The organism is Mesorhizobium sp. ES1-1 (genome assembly GCF_020164785.1).
Taxonomy (GTDB): domain Bacteria; phylum Pseudomonadota; class Alphaproteobacteria; order Rhizobiales; family Rhizobiaceae; genus Mesorhizobium.
Map to the genome: position 1 here is coordinate 1 of NZ_JAIUGX010000012.1, position 22930 is coordinate 22930.

The following is a 22930-nucleotide window of genomic DNA, read 5'->3' on the forward strand; positions in this document are numbered from 1 at the left end:
CGCGGCCCCCCCCCCCCCCCCCCCCCGGCACTCATGGCTGGGTCCCGGCCTTCAGGCCGCGAGCCGAGCTATGCGCTGCAACCGGCGCAGGGTCGTATCGTCCTGGAGCGCCTGCTGGAACAGCGAAATCTCCTGGTCGATGCGATCGCACAGCTCCCCGGTGTTGCCCTTGAGCAGACCGCGCGTCTGCAGCAGGGCGGCGACCGGTTTCTTGGCAAGCTGCCGAGCCCGGCCGAGGGCGGCGGCCTCGACGCTGCCCGCCGGCACGATCTCGGCGACCAGACCGAGCGCCCTGGCGTCCTCGGCGCGAAGCGTGTCGCCGAGGCAGAAGAAGCGGAAAGCGCCGGCATAGCCGAGCTTTCGCGGCGCCAGGATGCTGGTTGCCGCATCCGGCACCAGGCCGAAATCGACGAACGGCACCCGGAAGGTGCTTTGGTCCGACGCGATCACCATGTCGCAGTGGAACAGGATGGTGCAGCCGACGCCGACCGCATCACCATCGACACAGGCCAGGATGGGCTTGGGGAATGTCGCCAGCGTCCGGAATAGGTCGGTGACGGCGGCGATCAGCTTCTGGTGCTTGGTGGCGTCGAGGAATTCAGAGAAGTCGCCGCCAAGACAGAAGCAGCCCGCCAGACCGCGCAGGACGACGACACGGACTTCGTCATCATCGGCGGCCTCGTGGAAGGTCCGGGCCAGGCTTTCATAGGCTCGCCTGTCCAGCACCGGCCGGCCGTCATTGGAAGACACGGTGACGACCAGCGTGTGGTTGCGGAATTCCGGCAGCGGATGGGCCGTCATGGTCACTTCCGTCATCACGACGCCCTCCTTTGGCCGAGCATGTCAGGAAATCCCCTGGCCAGCACGGGGGCATGATGGTTGCGGCGCGACCGCACCACGTCGAGCGTGTGTTCGTCGAAGGTAAGCAGTGTCGCCACGACCTGCTGGTTGCCGTATGTGCGTTGGTAACCCAGCGGCGTCGCCAGGAAATGCAATTGCAAGGCGCGCAGGACCCACATAGGTTCGAACTCGATGATCATCTGGTTGACGCCGCGCTTCAGCCCCCACTCGACGAAGCCCGCGATCAGTTCGGTGCCCACGGTCGATACGCCGCGGCGGCCGTCGCGGTAGCCGGGTGCGACCGCATAACGGGTCAACTCGAAGATATGCGGTCCCGAGGGAGGCGTTCCCTCATAGAGGTCGGTCAGCACCTCTGTCAGGAGATGCCCACGCGTTGTCGGCAGGAGCCTCTGGTAACCGGCGACTTCGTCGCCCCTGATGACGATCTGATGGATGGCCTCGTCATGGTCGAATTGATCGCGTTCCAGACCGTCCGGACGCCTGAGGTCATCCCATCCCATCTCCTCGACAAATATCTTATAGCGCAACCGATGGACGGCCTCCCAAAGGTCGGGACGTTCCATCAATTCCTGGGTTGTTAAAGAAAAAAGCATTCCGCCGTCTCCTGGGTTCAAAGGAAGATACGGCCGTGCCTCGATGACAAAATTGCGTGATCACGCAGGGGAGAATTTCTCAGTCGGCACGGCCGACCTAACTAATGTAGCCGCGCCTTATCGCTTCGGCGACGGCCTGAACCCGGTTGACGGCACCGAGTTTGCTTTTGGCGTTAAGAAGATGTTTCTCCGAGGTGTGTTCGGAGATTCCAAGGATTTGCGAGATCTCCCATTCGGACTTGCCGACGGCGGCCCACTGCAGGCATTCGCGTTCGCGCGGAGTCAGTTCGATATGGTCGATAGTCTTTTCAGCCATGGTGTGGAGCTGCATGGCGCGGCCGACCGCGTAGGTCGATACAAGCGATACGAGGCCGAAGTCGGCCGGGGACAATTCGACGGCCTCACCGCCCAGCGACACCATGACGATCTGGCCGTCGAGCGTGATCAGCGGGAAGGCCAACCCGTCGCGCAATTTGTACGCCCCGGCATCGCCCATCACTTCGCCGCCGCTCTTGTCGGCACCGCCCCCCCGAGACGCATCGCGCCACTGGAAAGGCGCCTGCAGCTGTTTCATATGGCTGACGACGGGATCATGATCGACATAGTTGCGGGCGACATAACGCTCCAGCCACTCGCCGGGCCAATCGCACAGAAGCACATGCTGTTTCTGCTGGCCGGTCGGCGTGCCTGGCTGCGGTACGGTTCCCGCCATAAGCGCGGTGAGACCGAAGCCGGACGTTATGCCGAGAAGCTGCTGACAGACCGCGGCCGCCGTCCCAGCGTGCTGCAGCTGATCTATGAATTCCAGCGTGCGATCGAACTGACCCATCGCAACGTCAATCCCATGTTGTCTTACGCATTGTGATCGTTGGTCGGTACTCGCCTTGCACCCGGCCTACGACCACGTGCTGCAAACCACCCGCTTGCCCCTGTGGCGGCCGACGTCTGTCCTCCAACCGAGTCGGCGCTGCTGCTTGCAGACACACTAAATCATATCCCGAATTTGGGATGTTGAAATCAAAAACCATTGTACCTGCCCCATTTTCGTACCAATACCCGGTGGAATACGCGTGTGGCGGAGGTTTATCGTGGCGTTCCCGTGGAGGTCCCTCCTCATTGCGTTGACGCTGGTCTCGGCAGCGGGGCTTGCGGGCGGCGCGCGCGCCACCAGCGCCAAGCCTCAGGTCCCGGTGCTCTGGGACGCCAAGGAGCGACTGCCGAAGCCGGATCTCTCGACGCTGCCTCGGCTGAGATTCCTCACCACGACGGATTTTCCGCCCTTCAATTTCATCGACGGTACCGGAAAGCTGGCCGGTTTCCATATCGATCTGGCGCGCGCCATCTGCGCCGAACTTGGCATCGTCGACAAATGCCAGGTCCAGGCCCTGCCCTGGGCCGAACTGGAAGGCGCATTGGAGAAAGGCGAAGGCGAAGCGATCATCGCCGGCATCGCGGCCACGCCGCAATCGCGCCAGACATATCTTTTTTCGCGTTCCTACCTGCAATTCCCGGCGCGTTTCGTCATGCCGAGGAGTACCGCGCTTGCCGAACCCCTCTTCGACAAGCTGCGCGGCAAGCGCGTGGGCGTGATATCGGGCTCGGCGCATGAGCGCATGCTGCGCGACTACTTCAACAGCGTTCAGGTCGTCCCTTTCGACAGGCCGGAAGACCTCCATGCCGCCCTCAAGGCCGGCAAGCTCGACGCGGTCTTCGGCGACGGCATGCGCCTGGCCTTCTGGCTGGGCGGCTCGGACGCGGCGGACTGCTGTCGCTTCGCCGGCGGGCCCTATCTGGCGCCGGAATATCTGGGCACCGGGATGGCCATCGCCACCCGACTGAACGATCCGGTACTGGCCGCGGCACTCGACTACGCGCTGCAGGAGATTTCGATGAAGGGCACGTTCGCCGAACTCTATTTGCGCTATTTCCCGGTCAGTTTTTACTGATCAGTCCCGATCAGCCCATTCAGGCGCAGGGAATATCGGCCAGCTCTAAGTCAATGTGCGCAGCCGTGCCTTGGCGGCGCGGGCGATGGCGGCTACGGTTAGCGTATCGAGATCGAGTTCGCGGCGGATAAGTTGCAGCACGCGCACTTCCTCCAACCGCATTTCGAGGTCGACCGCGGCCACCTCGAAGGCGGCGGCATAGGCAGTGTCGCGCAAGCGCTCAGGCACGGCTTCCGCGACGCGCGCGAGAACGCCTTCCAGCCCGCCTTCCTCATGCAGCATCTTCTGGCAGGACTGGGCGACGCCCACCAGCCGATCTTGATTGAAATCCTCGAACACCGGCCATGAGCGGACGACATCGCCGATCCGCGCCAGTTCGAGATCGGTCATGTCGCTGTCGGAGGCGGAGGTGATGACCATCAGGTAGATCAGCGCTTCATGCGGTGTCGGCAAACTCTTCTCCTTGAACCGGACCCGAAGGTAGGAACGCGCTATTGACGCCGCAAGGAAAAAGCGTCGCACGCGTTGACGCTCCGGCCACGCACGCCTAGAGACCGGCTGAACTCCACCTTCCGGCCAGGCCGGCGAATGATTTGGAAGACGTTGATATGGCGGGATCAAACCTCATCGATCTCAATCCCGAATTGCTTGCGGCAGCGGCCGACAGCAAGGCGTGGCCCTTCGAGGAAGCCAGAAAGATCATTGCGCGCTACAAAGGCACCGATTTCCCCCAAACCATCCTGTTCGAGACCGGCTATGGTCCATCCGGCCTGCCGCATATCGGCACGTTCGGCGAAGTGGCGCGGACCTCGATGGTGCGGCATGCCTTCCGCGTGCTGACTGAGGACAAGGTCGCGACCAGGCTGCTGTGCTTTTCTGACGACATGGACGGCATGCGCAAGATACCTGACAACGTGCCGGACCGCGCGGCGCTGGAGCCTTTCCTGCACATGCCGCTCTCGTCGGTTCCCAACCCGTTCGGTGGCGACTTCGAAAGCTTTGCCGACCACAACAATGCGATGCTCTGCCGCTTCCTGGACACGTTCGGCTTCGACTATGAATTCGCCAGCGCGACCCAATATTACAAGACGGGCCGCTTCGACGCGATGCTGCTGCGCGCCGCCGAGCGCTATGAAAAAATCATGTCCGTGATGCTGCCGACGCTTGGCGCCGAGCGGCAGGCGACATACAGCCCCTTCCTGCCGATTTCGCCGAAGAGCGGCCGGGTGCTTTACGTGCCGATGAAGCATGTCGACGCCAAGGCCGGCACCATCACCTTCGACGATGAGGGAACGGAGACGACGCTGCCGGTGACCGGCGGCCGCGTCAAGCTGCAATGGAAGCCGGATTTCGGCATGCGCTGGGCGGCGTTGGGCGTCGATTTCGAAATGTTCGGCAAGGACCACCAGACCAACGCGGTGGTCTATGACCGCATTTGCGAGATTCTGGGCGGCCGGGCACCGGAACACTTCGTCTACGAGTTGTTCCTGGACGAAAACGGCCAGAAGATCTCGAAGTCGAAGGGCAACGGGCTGACCATCGACGAGTGGCTGACCTATGCACCGACCGAGAGCCTCGGGCTCTATATGTACCAGCGGCCCCGGCAGGCCAAAAAGCTCTATTTCGATGTCATCCCCAGGGCGGTGGACGAATATTATGCCTTCCTGGCCGCGTTTCCACGGCAGGACTGGAAGGAGCGGCTAGGCAATCCGGTCTGGCATATGCATGACGGCAACCCACCGGCGATCGACATGCCGGTGCCGTTCTCGCTGCTGCTCAATCTGGTCAGCGCCTCGAACGCGCAGAACAAGGACGTGCTGTGGGGCTTCATCTCGCGCCATGCGCAGGGCGTGACGCCGAAGACGCACCCGGAGCTAGACAAGCTGGTCGGCCATGCCATCCGCTATTTCGACGATTTCGTGAAGCCGGCGAAAACCTTCCGTCCGGCTGACGACGTCGAGCGCGAAGCGCTGGAAGCCCTCGACAAGGCGCTTGGCGAATTGCCGCCGGACGCCAATGGCGAGGCCATCCAGAACGCTTCGCTCAACGCCGCGCGCAGGATCGAACGCTATCAGGATCATTCCAAGCAGAGTCCCGAAGGCGGCCCCGGTGTATCCGGCGCCTTCTTCCAGATGATCTACCAAGTGCTGATCGGACAGGAGCGCGGACCGCGTTTCGGGTCCTTCGCTGCGCTCTATGGCATTGCCGAAACTCGGGCCCTCATTGGGCGGGCGCTGGCGGGTCAGCTGGTTTAAGGGCGCCATCGACATCCTCCAGGATCGAACTCGGCGCTTGAGGCGCCGGGCTCGTTGCCGCCGGCATCGCCGGCATGCCCGACAGGTCCGGAGCCGCCCCGAAAATCCCCTTCTTGGCGGTGCGCGCCTTGTCGCCGGCCTCGACATAGGGACCGCTCTTGGCGGCCCGCGCCCAGCCGTTTTCGACCAGCCATTGACCGACGTCCTGCTTGCCGATCCTGCATTCGGCGGCGATGAGGTCACGGCCACCCTCGGGCGGCACCGTGCAGACAACCGCGCGCCCCCTCAGGAACGCGCGAAAGGCCGACCGTGCCCGCGCACCGCATGGCCATGGCTTGCCATCGGCGTCGCAGGTCTCGTCCTGGCTGACGATGTCGACGCCGGATACTGCGACGGAATAGCCCTTAGCCTCGAGCAGCCCGGCGGCCGGCGCCATCGGCTGGAACAGTTTGGTGCCCTTCCAGTCGTCGGGCATTTTCGGCTTAGGCGGCACGGCCAGCGCCAGCTTGCTCAGCGGCGCGCGCGGTTCGACGCGTTGAAGCCCCTCGGCGGGCAGTTGGGGCGGCGCGACGACCTCCGGGTCGATCGCCCTCGAAGGCACCGTCGGTGCCGGGGACTCTTGAGCCCCTATGGCGGCGGTGGCTGGTTGTTCAGCAACCGTGTCTGCACTTTCCCCGGCGGCCTCGTCGGCGATCGGGTCGATCTGGTCCACCGCGATGACGCTATCCCCGCCCTTCACGGTGCGGCCGCCAGCGATCACCATGGCCGCCATCACGGGCACCATAAGGACCGCCAGGGCAAGATGAGGGAGCCGCATCGGCGGACCTACTGGCTTGCCCAGACGATCCGTGCCACCCATTCGACATCGCGCATGGGGATGTCGCGGTCCGGATGATCGGGATTGAGCGAGACCAGGGCGATTGACCTTGTCGTCTGGCGGTCGAGCACCTTGGCCATCACCTCACCGGCGATGGTCTTTACGACGACACGGTCGCCCTTGCGGGTCGTTGCGCCAGGCTCGACGATCAGGACGTCGCCATTACGGTACAGCGGCAGCATCGAATCGCCCTGCACCTGAAGGGCATAGGAGCTTTCGGTGGATTGCGCGGGCAATTCAACCAAGTCCCAGCCCTGGCCGACGGGAAAACCGGCATCGTCGAAAAATCCACCAGCGCCGGCCTGAGCGAAGCCGAGCAAAGGCACAGAGCGTCTGGGGCTGGCCGATGCGGCATCGGCGGAGGCCCGGCCTTCGATGAGACCGGCGAATTCTTCGAGCGAAGCGCCTGTCGCCTCGATGATTTTGGCTAGTGACTCGGTCGATGGCCAGCGCGGCCGGCCATCGGATGACAGACGTTTCGACTTGTTGAAGGCAGTCGAATCGAGCCCGGCGCGCTTGGCCAGCCCAGAAGCCGAAAGCGAATAGCGCTCAGCAAGAGCGTCTATAGCGGCCCAGACTCGGTCGTGCGAGAGCATGCGTGCTCTCCTTCGATGCAGGAAAAAATACCTCTTTTGCTTCTAGTGCGCCGATACGGGTTTGTCCACCGCCAACGCTGCCAAGCTGTAACGTTCTTGTCAGCCAGGAAAGTGGTTAGCGCCCTCAATACCCGCCCTTGGCCAAGCCGCGAAGGCCATGGTGCGATGTCATGAAATCCTGCTCCGCCCGCGTCAGCGTTCGTGGCGTCGACGTGCTGCCCAGGGTCGCGACGACCTCGTCAATGTCGATGAAGCGGCGCGCCTTGCGGTCATAGACGCCGGCGGTCGTCAGGATCAGGGCCGCCGTCTCGCCATTCTCGAGAACGAAGCGGTGGCTGCCTATCACCTGCGTGCCCTCCCAGGTTTGGATCGAAGAGACCACTTCGAAGCGGCGCCACAGTCTGATCTCGCGCGCGTAAACCGACTGCAGCCCTCCCATCATTGGCGCCCAACCGTTCTTGCGCGCCAGCGTGATGAGGCCGGCACGAAAGAACAGGTCGATGCGGCCGAGATCGGCCAGCATCATATAGCGCGCATTGTTGAGATGGATGTTGAAATCGATGTCGGTCGGCAGGCAGCGGAAGGCCAGCCGGCCTTCATCGCCCATCGAATAGGGGCCACGGCTTCGGGCCGTGGCAAGCATGCGCGCCATGCGCGCCCAGACATACATTACGACCCCGCGCGTCCTTTTGAACGCGCAAAGGACGCTGTGGCACTTTCGACTCCATCCATGCCTCAGGCTGCCTGCTTCACGTCGCCCTTGGGATAGGGATCGAAGCGCTCATAGAAGGTTTCGTCCTTTTCGGCCATGTCGAGCAGCAGCCTGGGCGCCTTGAATTCGGCGCCGTACTTCTTCCGCAGGCTCTTGGCGATCTTGACGAACGCCTTGGCGCCGATGCCGTCGATGTAGGACAACACGCCGCCGGTATAAGGCGCGAAGCCAAAGGCCAGGATCGAGCCGACATCGGCCTCGCGCGGATCGGTGACAATACCTTCTTCCATTACCCGCACCGCCTCCAGCGCGATGGTGACGAGCAACCGCTGCTGGAGTTCCTCATAGTCCACCTTCTCGGGCTTGAGCTGTGGGTAAAGATCCCTGAGACCCGGCCAAAGCTTCTTCTTGGCCGGCTTGGCGGGATAATCGTAAAAGCCCTTGCCGTTCTTGCGGCCGAAGCGTCCATGCCCGTCGACCATGGTGTTGATCAGCGCCATCTGCCTGGGGTCGACCGCACTGTCGCCGAGATCCCTGATCGTCTGCTTCATGATCTTCTGGGCGAGGTCGATGGCCGTTTCGTCGGTGAGGGCCAGCGGGCCAACCGGCATGCCCGCGGCCTTTGCCGCATTCTCGATCATCGGCGCCGGCACGCCTTCGATCAGCATCTTGTAGGCTTCCGACATGTAGCGAAGCACGCAGCGATTGACGTAGAAGCCGCGCGTGTCATTGACCACGATCGGCGTCTTCTTGATGGCGCGCACGAAATCGATCGCGGTCGCCAGCGCCTTGTCGCCCGTCTTCTTGCCCAGGATGATTTCGACCAGCATCATCTTGTCGACCGGCGAGAAGAAATGAATGCCGATGAAGTTCTTCGGCCGCGCCGAATTCTTCGCCAGGTCCGTGATCGGGATGGTGGAAGTGTTGGACGCAAAGATCGCCGATGCCTTCAGCACCGCCTCCGCCTGTTCGGTGGCGCTCTTCTTCACCCCGGAATCCTCGAAAACCGCCTCGACCACGAGATCGCAACCGGCGAGGTCGGCATAGTCTGCTGTCGGCGTGATCAGCGACAGCAGCTTTTCTTTCTCCTCGGGCCTGGCGCGGCCCTTCTTCACCTGATCCGAGATCAGCCCGTCGGAATGCGCCTTGCCCTTGGTAGCCGATTCCACGTCACGATCGAGCAGCACCACCGGGATGCCAGCCTTGGCCGTGACATAGGCGATGCCGGCGCCCATGAAGCCGGCGCCGAGAATGCCGATCTTCTTGAACCTGGTTTCGGGCACGCCTGCCGGGCGGCGCGCGCCCTTGTTCAGTTCCTGCAGCGAGATGAACAGCGAGCGGATCATCGCCGCCGCCTCGCTGGTCCGCATGATCTCCGTGAAATAGCGCTGCTCGATGCGCAGGCCGGTATCGAAGGGCACCAGCAACCCTTCATAGACGCATTTGAGGATCGCGGCGGCTGCCGGATAATTGCCGTGGGTCTCGCGGCGCAGGATGGCTATGGCCGGCGGCCAGAGATTGAACCCGGCCGGCGAATAAATCTGGCCCCCAGGCAGCTTGAAACCCTTCTCGTCCCAAGGCTGGACGGCCTTCAGACCATTCCTGATCATTGCCTTGGCGGTCTCGACCAGTTTGGCCGGTTCGGCGATCTCGTGGATGAGACCCATCGACTTGGCCTTTTGCGGCGACAGCGTCTGGCCGGAGGTCAGCATCTGCAGCGCCTGCTGCTGGTCGGTAAGCCGCGGCACGCGCTGCGTGCCGCCAGCGCCGGGGAAAATGCCGATCTTCACTTCGGGAAGCGCCATGCGGACCTTGTCGCTGTCGGCAGCGACACGGCCGTGGCAGGAAAGCGACAGTTCGAAAGCGCCGCCCATGCAGGTGCCGTTGATCGCCGATACCCAGGGCTTGCCGGACGTTTCAAGCTTGCGAAACAGGCCGGTCATGATGCCGGCATTGTCGAAAAGCGCCTTGGTGGCCTTCTCGACATCCTGGTCCTTTTCGGCGGCGAAGGCGGTCAGCATCTTCTGCAGCATGCTGATGTCGGCGCCGCCCGAAAACGTATCCTTGCCGGAGGTGATCACCGCGCCCTTGATGGCGGCGTCGCCCACGACCTGGTCGACGATGCTGTCGAGTTCGCGCATCACCTCTTCGGTGAAGACGTTCATCGAACGGCCCGGCATGTCCCAAGTGACCAGGGCAATGCCGTCGGCGTCGGTGTCGAAGGTGAAATTGGTGTAGCTCATGGTTTCTCTCCCCCTCAGACGCGTTCGATGATCGTTGCGGTGCCCATGCCGGCGCCGATGCACAGCGTCACCAGCGCGGTGTTCAGGTCGCGGCGCTCGAGCTCGTCCAGCACAGTGCCTAGGATCATCGCGCCTGTGGCGCCGAGCGGGTGGCCCATGGCGATGGCGCCGCCATTCACGTTGATCTTGTCATGGTCGATGTCGAAAGCTTGCATGTAGCGCAACACCACCGAGGCGAAGGCCTCGTTGAGTTCGAACAGGTCGATGTCGGAGAGCTTCATCTTGGCGCGCTTAAGCAGCTTCTCGGTGACGTCGACCGGACCGGTCAGCATCAACACCGGCTCGGAGCCTATGTTGGCGAAGGTGCGGATGCGGGCGCGCGGTTTGAGGCCCATCGCCTTGCCGGCTCTTTTGGAGCCGAGCAGCACTGCGGCCGCGCCGTCGACGATGCCTGACGAATTGCCGGCATGATGGACGTGGTTGACCTCTTCGACCTCCGGATGCTTCTGCACCGCGACGGCATCGAAACCGCCCATTTCGCCGGGCATGACGAAGGATGGATTGAGCGAGGCCAGCGACTGCATATCGGTCGAGGGCCGCATGTGCTCGTCATGAGCTAAGATGGTGAGGCCGTTCTGATCCTTGACCGGAATGACCGAATTGTCGAAACGGCCGTCGGCCCACGCCTTGGCGGCGCGCTTCTGGCTTTCCACGGCGTATGCATCGACGTCGTCGCGCGAGAACCCGTATTTGGTGGCGATCAAATCGGCCGAGATGCCCTGCGGCACGAACCAGCCAGGCAGGCCGACGGACGGATCCATGAACCAGGCGCCACCGGAGGCGCCCATGCCGACGCGCGACATGGATTCGACGCCACCGGCAATGACGATGTCATCGGCGCCTTGCGCGATCTTGGCGGCGCCCAGATTGATGGCGTCCAGGCCCGAAGCGCAGAAGCGCGAAATCTGCATCCCCGGCGCCCTTGTGTCATATCCGGCCTCGAAGGCGGCTGCACGTGGAATGACCGCGCCGGCCTCCCCGACCGGATCGACGCAGCCGAAGACGATGTCGTCGACGGTGCCGGTGTCCAGCCCGTTGCGGTCGCGCAGGGCTTCGAGCGTCCTGGCGGCAAGCCGAACCGCCGGCACCTCGTGCAGCGACCCGTCCTTCTTGCCCTTGCCGCGCGGCGTGCGCACCGCGTCATAGACATAAGCCTCAGCCATTATCTTGCTCCCTGGGTTTATCGGACGCTGCTCAGAGCGAGCGTCCGATCAGCAATTTCATGATCTCGTTGGTGCCGCCATAAATGCGCTGGACGCGGGCGTCGCGGAACATGCGGGCGATCGGATATTCATTCATGTAGCCATAGCCGCCATGCAATTGAAGGCATTCGTCGACGACTTTTCCCTGCAGGTCGCTGAGCCAGTACTTGGCCATAGACGCCGTCGCCGGGTCGAGCCCGCCAGCGATGTGGCGAGCGACGCAGTCATTGTAGAAGACACGGCCGACGGTGGCCTCGGTCTTGAGCTCGGCCAGCTTGAACTGGGTGTTCTGGAAATCGATGATCGCCTTGCCGAAGGCCTTGCGCTGCTTGACGTAGTCGAGGGTGAGAGCGAGAGCCCGCTCGATCATGGCGACGGCGCCGGTGCCGATCTGCAGCCGCTCCTGCGGCAATTGCTGCATCAGTTGCACGAAACCCTGGCCTTCCTCGTGGCCGAGCAGGTTCGAAGTCGGCACGCGCGCATCGTTGAAGAAAAGTTCTGATGTGTCGTTGGCCTTGAGGCCGATCTTGTCGAGGTTGCGGCCGCGCTCAAAGCCCTCGACATCGTCGGTCTCGACGACGAGCAGGGAAATGCCCTTCGCCCCCTTGTCAGGGTCGGTCTTGGTCACGACGATGATGAGATTGGCAAGCTGGCCGTTGGTGATGAAGGTCTTGGAGCCGTTGATCTTGTAGTGGTTGCCGTCCTTCTCGGCCCGGGTCCTCACTCCCTGCAGGTCGGAGCCGGCGCCGGGCTCGGTCATGGCGATGGCGCCGATCAGTTCCCCCGTCGCCAGTCTCGGGAGCCATCTCTTCTTCTGCTCCTCCGAGCCATAGTGAAGGATGTAGGGAGCCACGATCGCATTGTGCAGGCCAATGCCGAAGCCGTCGACGCCGACATGGCCAATGGCCTCGATGATGGCGCTCTCATGCGCGAAAGTGCCGCCGGAGCCGCCATATTCTTCCGGCATGGAAGCGCAAAGCAGGCCGGCGGCCCCGGCCTTCAGCCAGCTTTCGCGGTCGACCATCTCGTTCTTTTCGAACTCGTCATAGCGCGGCGCGATTTCCTCGGACATGAAGCGGTGCGCCATGTCGTAGAGCATGCCGACCTCGTCCGCCGCCCAGGCGGGCTTGGGCAAGGAGAGTACTTCGGCGGGATTTGTCGCCACGATTTCCTCCGCATATCGACGAACAGGCTACGGCAGTGCCGGCGTGCGACCCTAGAACGCTTCCGCCGGCAGTGCCATCAAGGTCTCGGCGCCGCTCGAAATTCGGGCGAGATGAGCGCCGGTCTCCGGCATGATCCGCTCCATGAAAAAGCGTGCGGTCACCACTTTGTTGGCATAGAAAGCCGCATTGTCTTCGGAGGATTGGGCGCCGTTGGCGCCGGTCTTGTCGAGTGCCGCCCTGGCCATCTGCCCCCACATATAGCCCAGCGCTACAAGGCCGAAGAGATGCATGTAGTCGGTCGAGGCGGCGCCGGCATTGTCGGGCTTGGCCATGCCGTTCTGCAGCAGCCACATGGTCGCTGCCTGAAGGTCGTTGAGCCCCTTCTTCAAGGCTTTTGTGAACGGCGCCATCCGTTCGTCGGAACGGTTCTCCTCACAGAACTCACCGACGTCCTTGAAGAATGCCTGCACGGCGCGACCGCCGTTCAGGCCGAGCTTGCGGCCGACGAGGTCGAGCGCCTGGATGCCGTTGGCGCCTTCATAGATCATGGCAATGCGTGCATCGCGCACGAACTGGCTCATGCCGTGCTCCTCGATGTAGCCGTGGCCGCCGAACACCTGCTGCGCCATGACGGCGTGATCAAAACCCTTGTCGGTGAGCACGCCCTTGACCACCGGTGTCAGCAGGCCGGTGTAGTCGTCGGCCGCCTGACGGTCCTTGTCGTCGCCCGACCGGTGAGCGATGTCCGACTTTATCGCGGTCCATAGCGCCAGCGCGCGCCCGGCTTCATTGAAGGCCTTCATGGTCATCAGCCCGCGGCGGATGTCGGGGTGGACGATGATCGGGTCCGCCTTCTTGTCCGGCGCCTTGGGCCCCGACAGCGCGCGGCCCTGCAATCGGTCCTTGGCGTAGGCGACAGCGTTCTGGTAGGCGATTTCCGACAGGGACAGTCCTTGCAGGCCGACGCCGAGGCGGGCTTCGTTCATCATGGTGAACATGGCTTTCAGGCCGCCATTCGCCTCCCCCAGCAAAGTGCCTTCGGCCTCGTCATAATTCATGACGCAGGTCGCATTGCCGTGGATCCCCATCTTCTCCTCGATCGAACCGCAGGAGACGGCATTCCTCTCCCCCGGATTGCCTGATGCATCGAGCTTGAGCTTTGGTACGATGAACAGAGAAATGCCCTTGGTGCCTTCGGGAGCGCCCTCGATGCGGGCCAGCACCAAATGGACGATGTTGTCGGCCATGTCGTGCTCGCCGGCCGAGATGAATATCTTCTGGCCTGAAATCCTGTAGGTGCCGTCACCGTTCGGTACAGCCTTGGTGCGCAAGAGGCCGAGGTCGGTGCCGCAATGCGGCTCGGTCAGGTTCATCGTGCCGGTCCAGGCACCCTCGACCATCCTGGGTAGCCACTTGGCCTTCTGCTCGTCGGTGCCGTGGGTGATGATCGCCGCGATCGCCCCCTGCGTCAGGCCCGGATACATCATCAGCGACATGTTGGCCGACACCATATATTCGGCGACCGCCGTGTGCACCGCGTAAGGCAGGCCCTGCCCCCCGAACTCGACCGGCGCGGCCAGTCCCATCCAACCGCCCTCGCGATACTGGTCGAAGGCTTCCTTGAAACCCTTGGGAGTCGTCACCGAGCCGTCGTCGTGGCGCAGGCAACCTTCCATATCGCCAACGCGGTTGAGCGGATGCATCACGTTTTCAGCGAGCTTGGCGCCCTCCGCGAGAATCGCTTCCAGCACATCCGGGGTTGCATCGGCAAATCCGGGAAGGTTCGAATAGCGCTGATAGCCCAGAACCTCATTAAGCACGAACAGCGTGTCCTGGACGGGCGCCCTGTAGATCGTCATGCGTTTCCTCCACGAATGCGGATTGGCCACAAATCCAGCCAGGACGGCAAGCGGGGCCATGTCGAGGTCCGATAGCAAGAATTGACGTTTGCGTAAACGTCAATTCTTTGTGCCGAGGAGGAATTTAACTGAGTTTATGAATGATTTTCGCAAGCGACGGTTCGCACCCGGAAGAAGAGTGATTTACCCGCTGTCCGCCGCCAGCGCTGCGGCAACAGAAAAAAGCCGCCGGGGCAGCGGCCACGCGGCTCCATTCGATCGAAAGCGGAACCTTAGCTCGCGGCGCTGGCCTGCGGCGCCGAACGCTCGCTGAGCATCTGGCGCACGGCCGTCATCGAGCCGCCGAGCTCGTTGATCGCGTCGTCGATCAGCGCCCGTTGCTTCTGCAGCCGGGCAAGCTGCTTTTCCGACTTTTCCAGCGCCAGCCTCAGCTGCTTGGTATTGGAGCCGGTCGGATCGTAGAGATCCATCATCTGCTTGACGTCGCGCAGCGAGAACCCGACCTTTCGGCCGAGCAAGATCAGCTTCAGCCGCGCCTTGTCGCGCCGTGTGTAGAGGCGGGTGGCGCCGTCGCGCAACGGGTTGAGCAGGCCCTTGTCTTCGTAGAAACGCAACGTGCGTAGCGTCACCCCGTATTTCTTGGCCATCTCGCCGATGCGGACAAGGTCCTCGCCGGCTTCCACGGGTGAATTGTTTGTATTGGCCGGGGTCTCGCCGGCCGAGTTGAGCGTCATGGTCACTGGCTTTCCCCGTTTGGTGGCGTCGCGGTCGTTGACCGTCCGTCGCCTGACTGGAAGCGGGGGAGTGCCGCCAGTCGTGGTTTCAACACAAATCGCAACAGCACACTCCATGCGCCGTTTACGTTTACGTCAATTCTATATCGAGAGCAGCCTCAGGGCGCAAGGAAGTTTTGCGGGCCGAACGTTATGCCGCACCACCAGGCGGTCGCTCGAACATCGATGCAACTTCTTAAGTTTGGTTAACGCGTTGTTTACCACGTTGGGGGAAATGTGGGCGTGTCGGCTACCCGTGTCTATCCTGTATCGAATTTTTCACGGTTTTTCGGAGCGCGGGCAAAGCCCGGGAAGCTCGTCTTCCACTGCGTAAAGCCGCAGGCGCCTTCGTTCCGGCAGAGACCTGGGGACTGGCCGTAAGCCAGCCATTCTGAAAGACGGACGCACCGATGAACAGCAAGCGCTCCTATCTCGATACTCTAAACGCCGGCAGGCAGCGCAGGCCGCAGACCACGCTCGAGCAGTTGAACCGCTCGCTGGAAACCCTGGAACAGCGCCTGGAGCGCACGCGCGAAGACACGATGGGACGTCCCGACGCCCGCCGCCAGGGCGCCGACGCGCATCCCGCCGCCGGCCCGTCCGCACAGCAGCGCTGGTACGAAGATCCGCAAACCGAGTCTCGCCCGAACAACCCGATGCGGCCGGCGGCTGCTTTCGAACAGAATTACCAGGCGCTCGCCCGCGACATCGATCGCGTGCGCGGTCAGGAAGACGGCGTTGCCATGGTGGGCAAGATCGCCGGAGAGTTGCGCGGCATGCGCGAGGAGCTGCGCCACCAGATGACCGCGGGGCTGCAGCGGGAGTTTGAAACGCTGCGCAAGGATATCGAACGTGCGTTGAGGGCGAATGCGACGCCCGGTGCGCAGGGCAAGGGCAGCGCCGAGCTCGCCCTTGAATTCGAGCGGCTTTCCGGCGCCATCCACACTCTGGCCGAAAAGAGCGACGACCGAAGTGTCAACATGCTGCGCCTCGAGCTCGAGCAGGTCAAAGCCGCGCTCGACACGCTGGCCCGCGAGGAGAGCGTGCAGAAGGTCGACCGTCGCTGGGACGACTTCGACCGCCGCTGGGCGGCCTTCGAGGATCGCGTCGACGCCGACCAGCGCAAGCGCTCGGATGACCCCGGCCTCTCCATGCTTACCGACCGGCTGGAGCAGATCAGCAACGCCGTCAACAATCTGCCGGAATCCCTGTCGCTGCGCTCGCTGGAAGACAAGGTCCGCACGCTTGCCAGCGCCGTCGATCACTTCGCCGGCCAGCAGGCCAACCGCGGTAGCGATACGCTTGGCATGATCGATGAGCGACTGGACGAAATCTCCCGCGCCATCGTCGCGTCGACCGTCGCGGTGCAGGCGAATGCGTTCGACAACGAGGCTTTCGAACGCATCGAAAAGCGCATCGATTCGCTTGCCCAGCAGATCGAGGAAGTGGCGGATGACAGGCCGATCAATCAGGTCGTCGACCGGCTGAGCATGTTGTCAGGCCGGGTCGATGAGCTTGCCGGCCGTGCCGATGTACCGCAACAGGCAATCGAGCGTCTCAGCAGGCAGATCGCGATGATTGCTGACAAGATCGACCAGGCACCCGCTTTGCCCGACGCAGACTATATCTTCCAGGGGCTGGAGCAGCGCTTCGACGTGCTGTCCGGCATGATGGAACGCCGGCAGGGTGACGCTCTCGAACAGGGCAACATGCTGTTCCGCGATCTTGAGCGCCGGCTGGACGAGGTTGCCGACAGGTTGGACCAGCGCATGCCCCAGGTCGACAGCGCGGGCCTGATGGACGCCATCGACGCGCGCTTTTCCGCCTTGGCCAAGCGCATCGAAACACGTGTGCCCGATCCCGCGGGCGAAGCGGCCATCCGTGGCCTTGAAAGCCGGCTCGATGACATCTCGACCCGGCTCGATGCTTCGGCCGCACAGGTGGCGGGCATCGATCCGGCGCTGATCCGCAGCCTGGAGGCGCAGGTCGCCGGCCTGTCGGCGCATCTGTCGAAGCCCAGCACGCCTTTGCCGGAATTCGAGGACATCAGCCCGCGCCTCGACGAGATCGAGAAGTCGCTGGCCGGAACCCGGGATTCCATCCTCGGGGCGGCTCGCGAAGCGGCCGAGAACGCAGTGCGTTCGCTCGCCGGGTCGAGCGCCAATATGAGCGCCGTTTCCGGCCTCGCCCAGGATCTGAAGACGCTGGAAACACTGACGCGCCGTTCCGACGAGCGCAATTCGAGAACATTCGAGGCCATTCACGACACGCTGCTCAAGATCGTCGACCGGCTGGGTTCGTTGGAACCGGACGACTCCAATGATGCGGTCAGCGAGCTTTTGGCGGCGGCGCCGGTCGAACCGGGCAGCTGGCGCGGCGTGCGTCGGCCGAAGATGACCGTGAATGCGCCGTCGATGGACATCGACGAGCCAATGCCGATGACCGGAGACATGGCCGATCTCGACAGCCGTGCGGCCGCCATCATGCGCGACGAACCGGGCGCGCCGGGGGGCCAGGGCACGATAGGCGACCAGGGCACGATAGGCGGCCAGGGCACGCTCGGCGGCCAGGGCACGTTGGGCGGTCCAAATACGCGCACGCCGGCCGAGGCAGCGGCGGCGGCGGCGATGGCCGCGCTCGGATCCGACACGATCACCGACAGCCGCAAACCGGAGGAGCGCCGCGGATCGATGTTCAGCGGCCTGGCTCGCGCACTCAAGGGCAAGAAGGCTGCCGAGACGCCGAAGCTGCCTGGATCGGCGCCGATCGCGTCCATACCCAGCGTTGCCCTCGACGAACCGCTGGATCCGAAGATCGCGAACAGGCCGCTCGAACCCGGCTCCGGCGCACCTGACCTCAATGCGATCATGAAGCGCGTTCGCGACGAGCGCGGGCAACCGGCCAAGACCGGCGACACCGACGCTTCGAAATCGGATTTCATCGCCGCTGCACGGCGTGCGGCGCAAGCCGCGGCCGCCGAGGCCGAAGCGCTGAAGCGCCAGTCGACCTTGGGCGGCCCTGTGCGCGCGCTACGGATCGGCGATCTGCTCAAGGCGCGACGCAAGCCGATCCTGATGGCCTCGACCGCGATCCTGCTGGCGCTCGCGGGCTTGCAACTGGGCAAGGCCTTCTTCGCCGATCCCGTGCAGGTGGCGAGCACAGACGATGCCCCTCTCGTGGCCCCGCAGCCGGAGAAATCGGCATCGCTTGACACTGCAGGCCCATCGAAAGAGGACGCACAGCCTCCGGCAATGGAGAGCGCGCCGGCCAGCCCCGTCAGGCAGGCCGAGCCGTCCGAGCCGGTAACCACCGACGAGATAGCGACCCAATCCACAATCGCGCCAGGCCTCGAGCCGTCGGCGAATGCCGAACAGGCTCCGGCGCCCGCCGCCGCGCCCGCCGATCAGGGCTCCGCCCCGGCCGCTTTCACAGCCTCGGCTGCGCCGGTCATGGCTGCCCCGATGGCCCCCGCCACGCCAGCAACGGACGCCGACACCCAGCCGACGGCGACTGCGCCGAACACCTCCAAGGACACCACCGGCTCGGTTCCACCCGCGGATGACGCCGTGGTGGCGACCTCGGCGAAGATCGACATTCCGGACGATGTCGGCCCCGCCGCGCTGCGCGACGCCGCCGCCAATGGCGACGCCAAGGCGCTGTTCGAGATCGGCTCGCGCTACGCGGAGTCACGCGGCGTCAAGGAAGACATGGTGGCGGCCGCGAAGTTTTATACCAAGGCGGCAGAGCTCGGCTTTGCGCCGGCGGAGTACCGGATCGGCAATTTCTACGAGAAGGGTATCGGCGTCGCGCGCGAAATCAAGAAGTCGAAGACCTGGTACCAGCTTGCGGCCGAACAGGGCAACGCCAGCGCCATGCACAACCTGGCCGTTCTGTTCGCCATGGCGGCAGATGGCGTGACCGACAATGAATCGGCCGCGCACTGGTTTCAGGCGGCGGCCGATCTCGGCGTCAAGGACAGCCAGTTCAACCTCGGCATCCTCGCCGCCAAGGGCGTCGGGATGAAGCAGAACCTCGAGGAATCCTACAAATGGTTCGCCCTCGTCGCCAAGACCGGCGACAAGGACGCGGCCGCCAAGCGCGACGAGATCGCCAATGCGCTGAGGCCCGAGCAGCTCGAACGCGCCCGCGCCGCGGCCGAATTGTGGAAGGCCAAGCCGCTGGATGCGGCGGCCAATTCAGCCGATATCCCCGAATCCTGGCAGACTGACAAGCCGCAGACGACAGCCAGCGTCGACATGACCAAGGCCATCCAGAATATCCAGCGCATCCTCAACAAGAATGGCTACGATGCGGGAGGCGCCGACGGCAAGATCGGCCAGAAGACCAAGACGGCGATCAAGGCGTTCCAGGGCGACAACAAGATGCCGGCGACCGGCGAGATAGACGAGAAGCTGGTCAAGGCCCTGCTGGCGCGCAAATAGCAGCAGAGGCGTCGCTTCCACGACGTCCCTGCCACACATTTGCCTGTTAACTGATTGAGATGTTTTTTGTTTCGGCGGCGCGGCCTGGTTTGACTTTGCAGCACCTCCGGCGCAAGACCAAATGTGCCTGCCGGGGCAAGATGCCCGCAACGGTTGCATTCACCGACAGGCGGAACTGATCGAGACAGACGGGTGGGCATCTATCTCCCGATCGCGGAAATTTCCGTCAATGTCTTCGTGCTGCTGGCCATGGGCGCGGCGGTGGGTTTCCTGTCGGGCATGTTCGGCGTGGGCGGTGGCTTCCTCATCACACCGCTGCTGATCTTCTACAACATCCCCCCGGCGATCGCGGTCGCCACCGGCGCCAATCAGGTCATCGCCTCTTCCGTTTCCGGCGTCCTTTCGCACATGAAACGAGGCACGCTCGATTTCAAACTGGGCGGCGTGCTTCTGGCCGGCGGCATCGTCGGTTCCACGGGCGGCATCTATGTCTTCGCCTTCCTGCGCCGGCTCGGCCAGCTCGACCTGTTCATCTCGCTGCTCTACGTCGTGCTGCTCGGCACGGTCGGCGGGTTGATGCTGGTGGAAAGCGTCAATGCGCTGCGCGCCACGCGCGGCGGTGCGGCGCCGGTGTTGAAGAGATCCGGCCAGCACAACTGGATCCACCGCTTGCCGCTGAAGATGCGGTTCAGGGCCTCGAAACTGTTTGTCAGCGTCATCCCGGTGCTTGGGCTGGGCGCCGGCATCGGCTTCCTGTCGTCGATCATGGGCGTCGGCGGCGGTTTCATCATGGTGCCGGCGCTCATCTATCTCCTCAAGGTGCCGACCAACGTCGTCATCGGAACCTCGCTGTTCCAGATCATCTTCACTTCGGCCTACACGACGCTGGTCCACGCGACCACCAACCAGACCGTCGATGTGGTACTGGCTTTCCTGCTCATGGCGGGTGGCGTTGCCGGCGCGCAATATGGCGCCAAGGCGGGCCAGAGGCTTCGCGGCGAGCAGCTGAGGGCATTGCTGGCGCTGCTGGTTCTGGCGGTGGCGATCCGACTGGCCATCGATCTGTTTGTCACTCCGCCCAATCTCTATTCGCTGTCCGGCGCGGGCCTCAACTGATGGGCTGCCCAAAGGCACTCTCGACCCTCATCATGCTGTGCCTGCTTGCGGCCGCCGTGCCGTCCAGGGCACAGGTTCCCCTGACCGAGGGCATACAGATCGGGCTCTCGACCGACAATGTGTCGATCACGGCCGGCTTTTCCGGCGCGGACCTGACCATCTTCGGTTCATTGGAAAACCCCGACCCGCTGGTTGCACGCCAAGGTCGCTATGACGTGATCGTCGTGCTGGAGGGACCGCCGCGACCGGTTGTGGTGCGCCGTAAGGACAGGGTGCTGGGCGTTTGGATCAATCTGGATTCCGAAGCCTTCGAGAACGTGCCGATGTCCTATTCGGTGGCGACGACGCGGCCGCTGCAGGACATCACGGACCCGAACAGCTACAGGCAGTTGTCGCTCGGCGCTTCCAATCTCTACATGCAGCCCGCCGATGCTGGCGACAGCCCGGCGACTATCGAGGAATTCACGGCGGCGCTGCGCGAGCGGAAAGCAGCGACCGGCCTTTACAGTGAGAATGTCGGCGGCGTGCAGTTCCTGTCGCAGAATCTGTTCCGCGCAACGGTCAGGTTGGCGCCGAATGTTCCGGTGGGCACACACAAGGCACGAGCCTTCCTGTTCAAGAGCGGCCTCTTCATCAAGGAAAGCTCGGCCCAACTCGAAATCCGCAAATCCGGTTTCGAACAGTCCATCTTTCGCGTCGCCCACAATTATTCCTTCCTCTACGGCATCTTCGCCATCTCGCTGGCGATGCTGACGGGCTGGCTTGGACGGTTGGTCTTCCGAAAAGACTAGTTCCATCGCCACAGGGGTTTTCCTTTCCCAGGGCATGCGTTAGACCGCCGCCTCCGGACGCGGCCCACGCGCGCGATAACTCAGTTTGGCAGGACGATCCGGTCATCCCGGACCACGGCGTGCGTGCGAAGACGCCGATCCGCTGCCCATGGCATGACAGGAAATGATGATGCGACCAGCATTCGGCGGCATCGATTTCGGCACTTCGAATTCCACCGTCGGCGTGGTCCGCGACGGCCAGCCGCGGCTGGTCCCTCTCGAGGATGGCCAGGTCACGCTGCCAAGCGCCGTGTTCTTCAATTTCGAGGACAACCGAACCTGTTTCGGCCGCGACGCTATCGCCAATTACACCGACAGCGTCGAGGGCCGGCTGATGCGCTCGCTCAAGAGCGTGCTCGGCAGTTCGCTGGCCCATGAGAAAACGCGCATCAAGTCGCGATCGATCGGTTTCATGGAGATCGTCGGCATGTTCCTCGGCCATCTCAGGAAGAGGTTGGAAGCCGATGCAGGCGGAACGGTTGAGACCGTGGTTCTCGGCCGGCCGGTGCAATTTGTCGACGACGATGCGGAGGCCGACGCGAAGGCGCAAGACGAGCTCGAAAGCGCGGCACTCGCGCAAGGCTTCAAGCATATCGCCTTCCAGTTCGAGCCGATCGCCGCGGCGCTCGACTACGAGCGCAAGGTGACCCGGGAGGAACTGGCGCTGATCATCGACATGGGTGGCGGCACATCCGACTTTTCGGTGGTGCGCGTCTCGCCCCAGCGCGCCCGATCGCCGGACCGCAAGGACGACATCCTGGCCAGCCGTGGCATTCATATTGGCGGCACGGATTTCGACCGGCTGCTGAGCATCGCCCATGTAATGCCGCAACTCGGCTATCTCTCCCCGACCAAGGACGGCAAGCGCAATCTCCCGGCAAGCTACTTCATCGATCTTGCGACATGGCAGCGTATCAACCTGGTCTACACCGCCAAGGCGATGACGCACCTTCGACAGATCCGTTACGAGGCCCAGCTCCCCGACCTTGTCGACCGCTTCATCCGCATCGTCGAACATCGCTACGGGCACGCCCTTGCCGCATTGGTCGAGAAAGCAAAGATCGAACTGACCGGCCAAGCATCCGCTGAAGTAGCGGTGAAGCTGCCGGGCGCGGACTTCTCGGCCGAAATCACGCGCGCCGGGCTGGAAGCCACGATTGCCAAGGACATTGAGCGGATCACGGCAACGGTGGGAGAAACCATCCGAAACGCACAGGTGAAACCTTCCGACATTACCGCAGTGTTCCTGACCGGCGGCTCGACGGCGATCCCTTTGGCGAGGCGCGAAATCCTGTCGATGGTACCGCGCGCATCCGTCATCGAGGGCGACATGTTCGGCTCGGTCGGGCTCGGCCTGGCGTTGGACGCCGAGCGCAAGTTCGGCTGACGCCGCGCGACC

18 protein-coding genes are annotated in these 22930 nt (G+C 63.4%); 6 read left to right on the forward strand and 12 right to left on the reverse strand.

Annotated elements, in window-relative coordinates:
• Window positions 1-51 precede the first annotated feature (51 nt).
• The 3 genes from LB513_RS19855 to LB513_RS19865 form a co-directional block, all read right to left on the reverse strand.
• Window positions 52-801, reverse strand: coding sequence for an enoyl-CoA hydratase-related protein (locus tag LB513_RS19855; RefSeq protein ID WP_224665403.1), 750 nt, complete (start codon window positions 799-801; stop codon window positions 52-54).
• A 14-nt stretch (window positions 802-815) separates the two neighbouring features.
• Complete coding sequence (locus LB513_RS19860; RefSeq protein WP_224665217.1) at window positions 816-1454, reverse strand: acyl-homoserine-lactone synthase; 639 nt, start codon at window positions 1452-1454, stop codon at window positions 816-818.
• A gap of 97 nt (window positions 1455-1551) precedes the next feature.
• Window positions 1552-2283, reverse strand: coding sequence for a helix-turn-helix transcriptional regulator (locus LB513_RS19865; protein ID WP_224665218.1), 732 nt, complete (start codon window positions 2281-2283; stop codon window positions 1552-1554).
• A 259-nt stretch (window positions 2284-2542) separates the two neighbouring features.
• Here LB513_RS19865 and LB513_RS19870 point away from each other — a divergent pair, with 259 nt between their 5' ends.
• Window positions 2543-3400: a transporter substrate-binding domain-containing protein gene (locus tag LB513_RS19870; protein ID WP_224665219.1), complete on the forward strand. Its 858-nt coding sequence runs from the start codon at window positions 2543-2545 to the stop codon at window positions 3398-3400.
• A gap of 45 nt (window positions 3401-3445) precedes the next feature.
• Here the strand turns inward: LB513_RS19870 and LB513_RS19875 are convergent, their stop codons facing one another.
• Window positions 3446-3820, reverse strand: a complete 375-nt coding sequence (locus LB513_RS19875) for a tellurite resistance TerB family protein (RefSeq protein WP_411962732.1) — start codon at window positions 3818-3820, stop codon at window positions 3446-3448.
• A gap of 188 nt (window positions 3821-4008) precedes the next feature.
• Here LB513_RS19875 and LB513_RS19880 point away from each other — a divergent pair, with 188 nt between their 5' ends.
• Window positions 4009-5655 carry a lysine--tRNA ligase gene (locus LB513_RS19880; protein WP_224665221.1) on the forward strand — a complete coding sequence of 549 codons (1647 nt, stop codon included), beginning with the start codon at window positions 4009-4011 and terminating at the stop codon, window positions 5653-5655.
• On the opposite strand, the gene LB513_RS19885 is transcribed toward LB513_RS19880, so the two are convergent.
• From LB513_RS19885 to LB513_RS19920, 8 genes are all read right to left on the reverse strand, one after another.
• Entirely contained in the window at window positions 5621-6472 is an 852-nt protein-coding gene (locus tag LB513_RS19885; protein WP_224665222.1) for a thermonuclease family protein, read from the reverse strand. The two genes, LB513_RS19880 and LB513_RS19885, sit on opposite strands and share 35 nt — an antisense overlap.
• Window positions 6473-6480: 8 nt before the next feature.
• Complete coding sequence (locus LB513_RS19890; protein ID WP_224665223.1) at window positions 6481-7128, reverse strand: helix-turn-helix transcriptional regulator; 648 nt, start codon at window positions 7126-7128, stop codon at window positions 6481-6483.
• 124 nt (window positions 7129-7252) lie between these two features.
• Entirely contained in the window at window positions 7253-7798 is a 546-nt protein-coding gene (locus tag LB513_RS19895) for a thioesterase family protein (protein WP_224665224.1), read from the reverse strand.
• 65 nt (window positions 7799-7863) lie between these two features.
• Entirely contained in the window at window positions 7864-10083 is a 2220-nt protein-coding gene (locus LB513_RS19900) for a 3-hydroxyacyl-CoA dehydrogenase NAD-binding domain-containing protein (RefSeq protein ID WP_224665225.1), read from the reverse strand.
• A 14-nt stretch (window positions 10084-10097) separates the two neighbouring features.
• Window positions 10098-11306 (reverse strand): acetyl-CoA C-acetyltransferase, encoded by a 1209-nt coding sequence (locus LB513_RS19905; RefSeq protein ID WP_224665226.1) that lies wholly within the window; start codon window positions 11304-11306, stop codon window positions 10098-10100.
• A 31-nt stretch (window positions 11307-11337) separates the two neighbouring features.
• Entirely contained in the window at window positions 11338-12510 is a 1173-nt protein-coding gene (locus tag LB513_RS19910; protein WP_224665227.1) for an acyl-CoA dehydrogenase family protein, read from the reverse strand.
• 51 nt (window positions 12511-12561) lie between these two features.
• Window positions 12562-14370 carry an acyl-CoA dehydrogenase gene (locus tag LB513_RS19915; protein WP_224665228.1) on the reverse strand — a complete coding sequence of 603 codons (1809 nt, stop codon included), beginning with the start codon at window positions 14368-14370 and terminating at the stop codon, window positions 12562-12564.
• 272 nt (window positions 14371-14642) lie between these two features.
• Window positions 14643-15104, reverse strand: a complete 462-nt coding sequence (locus tag LB513_RS19920) for a MerR family transcriptional regulator (protein WP_224665404.1) — start codon at window positions 15102-15104, stop codon at window positions 14643-14645.
• Window positions 15105-15553: 449 nt separating this feature from the next.
• On the opposite strand from LB513_RS19920, the gene LB513_RS19925 reads away from it, so the two are divergent.
• The 4 genes from LB513_RS19925 (at window position 15554) to LB513_RS19940 (ending at window position 22918) form a co-directional block, all read left to right on the forward strand.
• Window positions 15554-19585 (forward strand): peptidoglycan-binding protein, encoded by a 4032-nt coding sequence (locus tag LB513_RS19925; protein ID WP_224665229.1) that lies wholly within the window; start codon window positions 15554-15556, stop codon window positions 19583-19585.
• A 192-nt stretch (window positions 19586-19777) separates the two neighbouring features.
• Entirely contained in the window at window positions 19778-20701 is a 924-nt protein-coding gene (locus tag LB513_RS19930) for a sulfite exporter TauE/SafE family protein (protein WP_224665230.1), read from the forward strand.
• Entirely contained in the window at window positions 20701-21492 is a 792-nt protein-coding gene (locus LB513_RS19935; RefSeq protein ID WP_224665231.1) for a TIGR02186 family protein, read from the forward strand. The genes LB513_RS19930 and LB513_RS19935 overlap by 1 nt, the downstream gene beginning before the upstream one ends.
• A 169-nt stretch (window positions 21493-21661) precedes the next feature.
• Complete coding sequence (locus tag LB513_RS19940) at window positions 21662-22918, forward strand: Hsp70 family protein (RefSeq protein ID WP_224665232.1); 1257 nt, start codon at window positions 21662-21664, stop codon at window positions 22916-22918.
• Window positions 22919-22930: the final 12 nt, after the last annotated feature.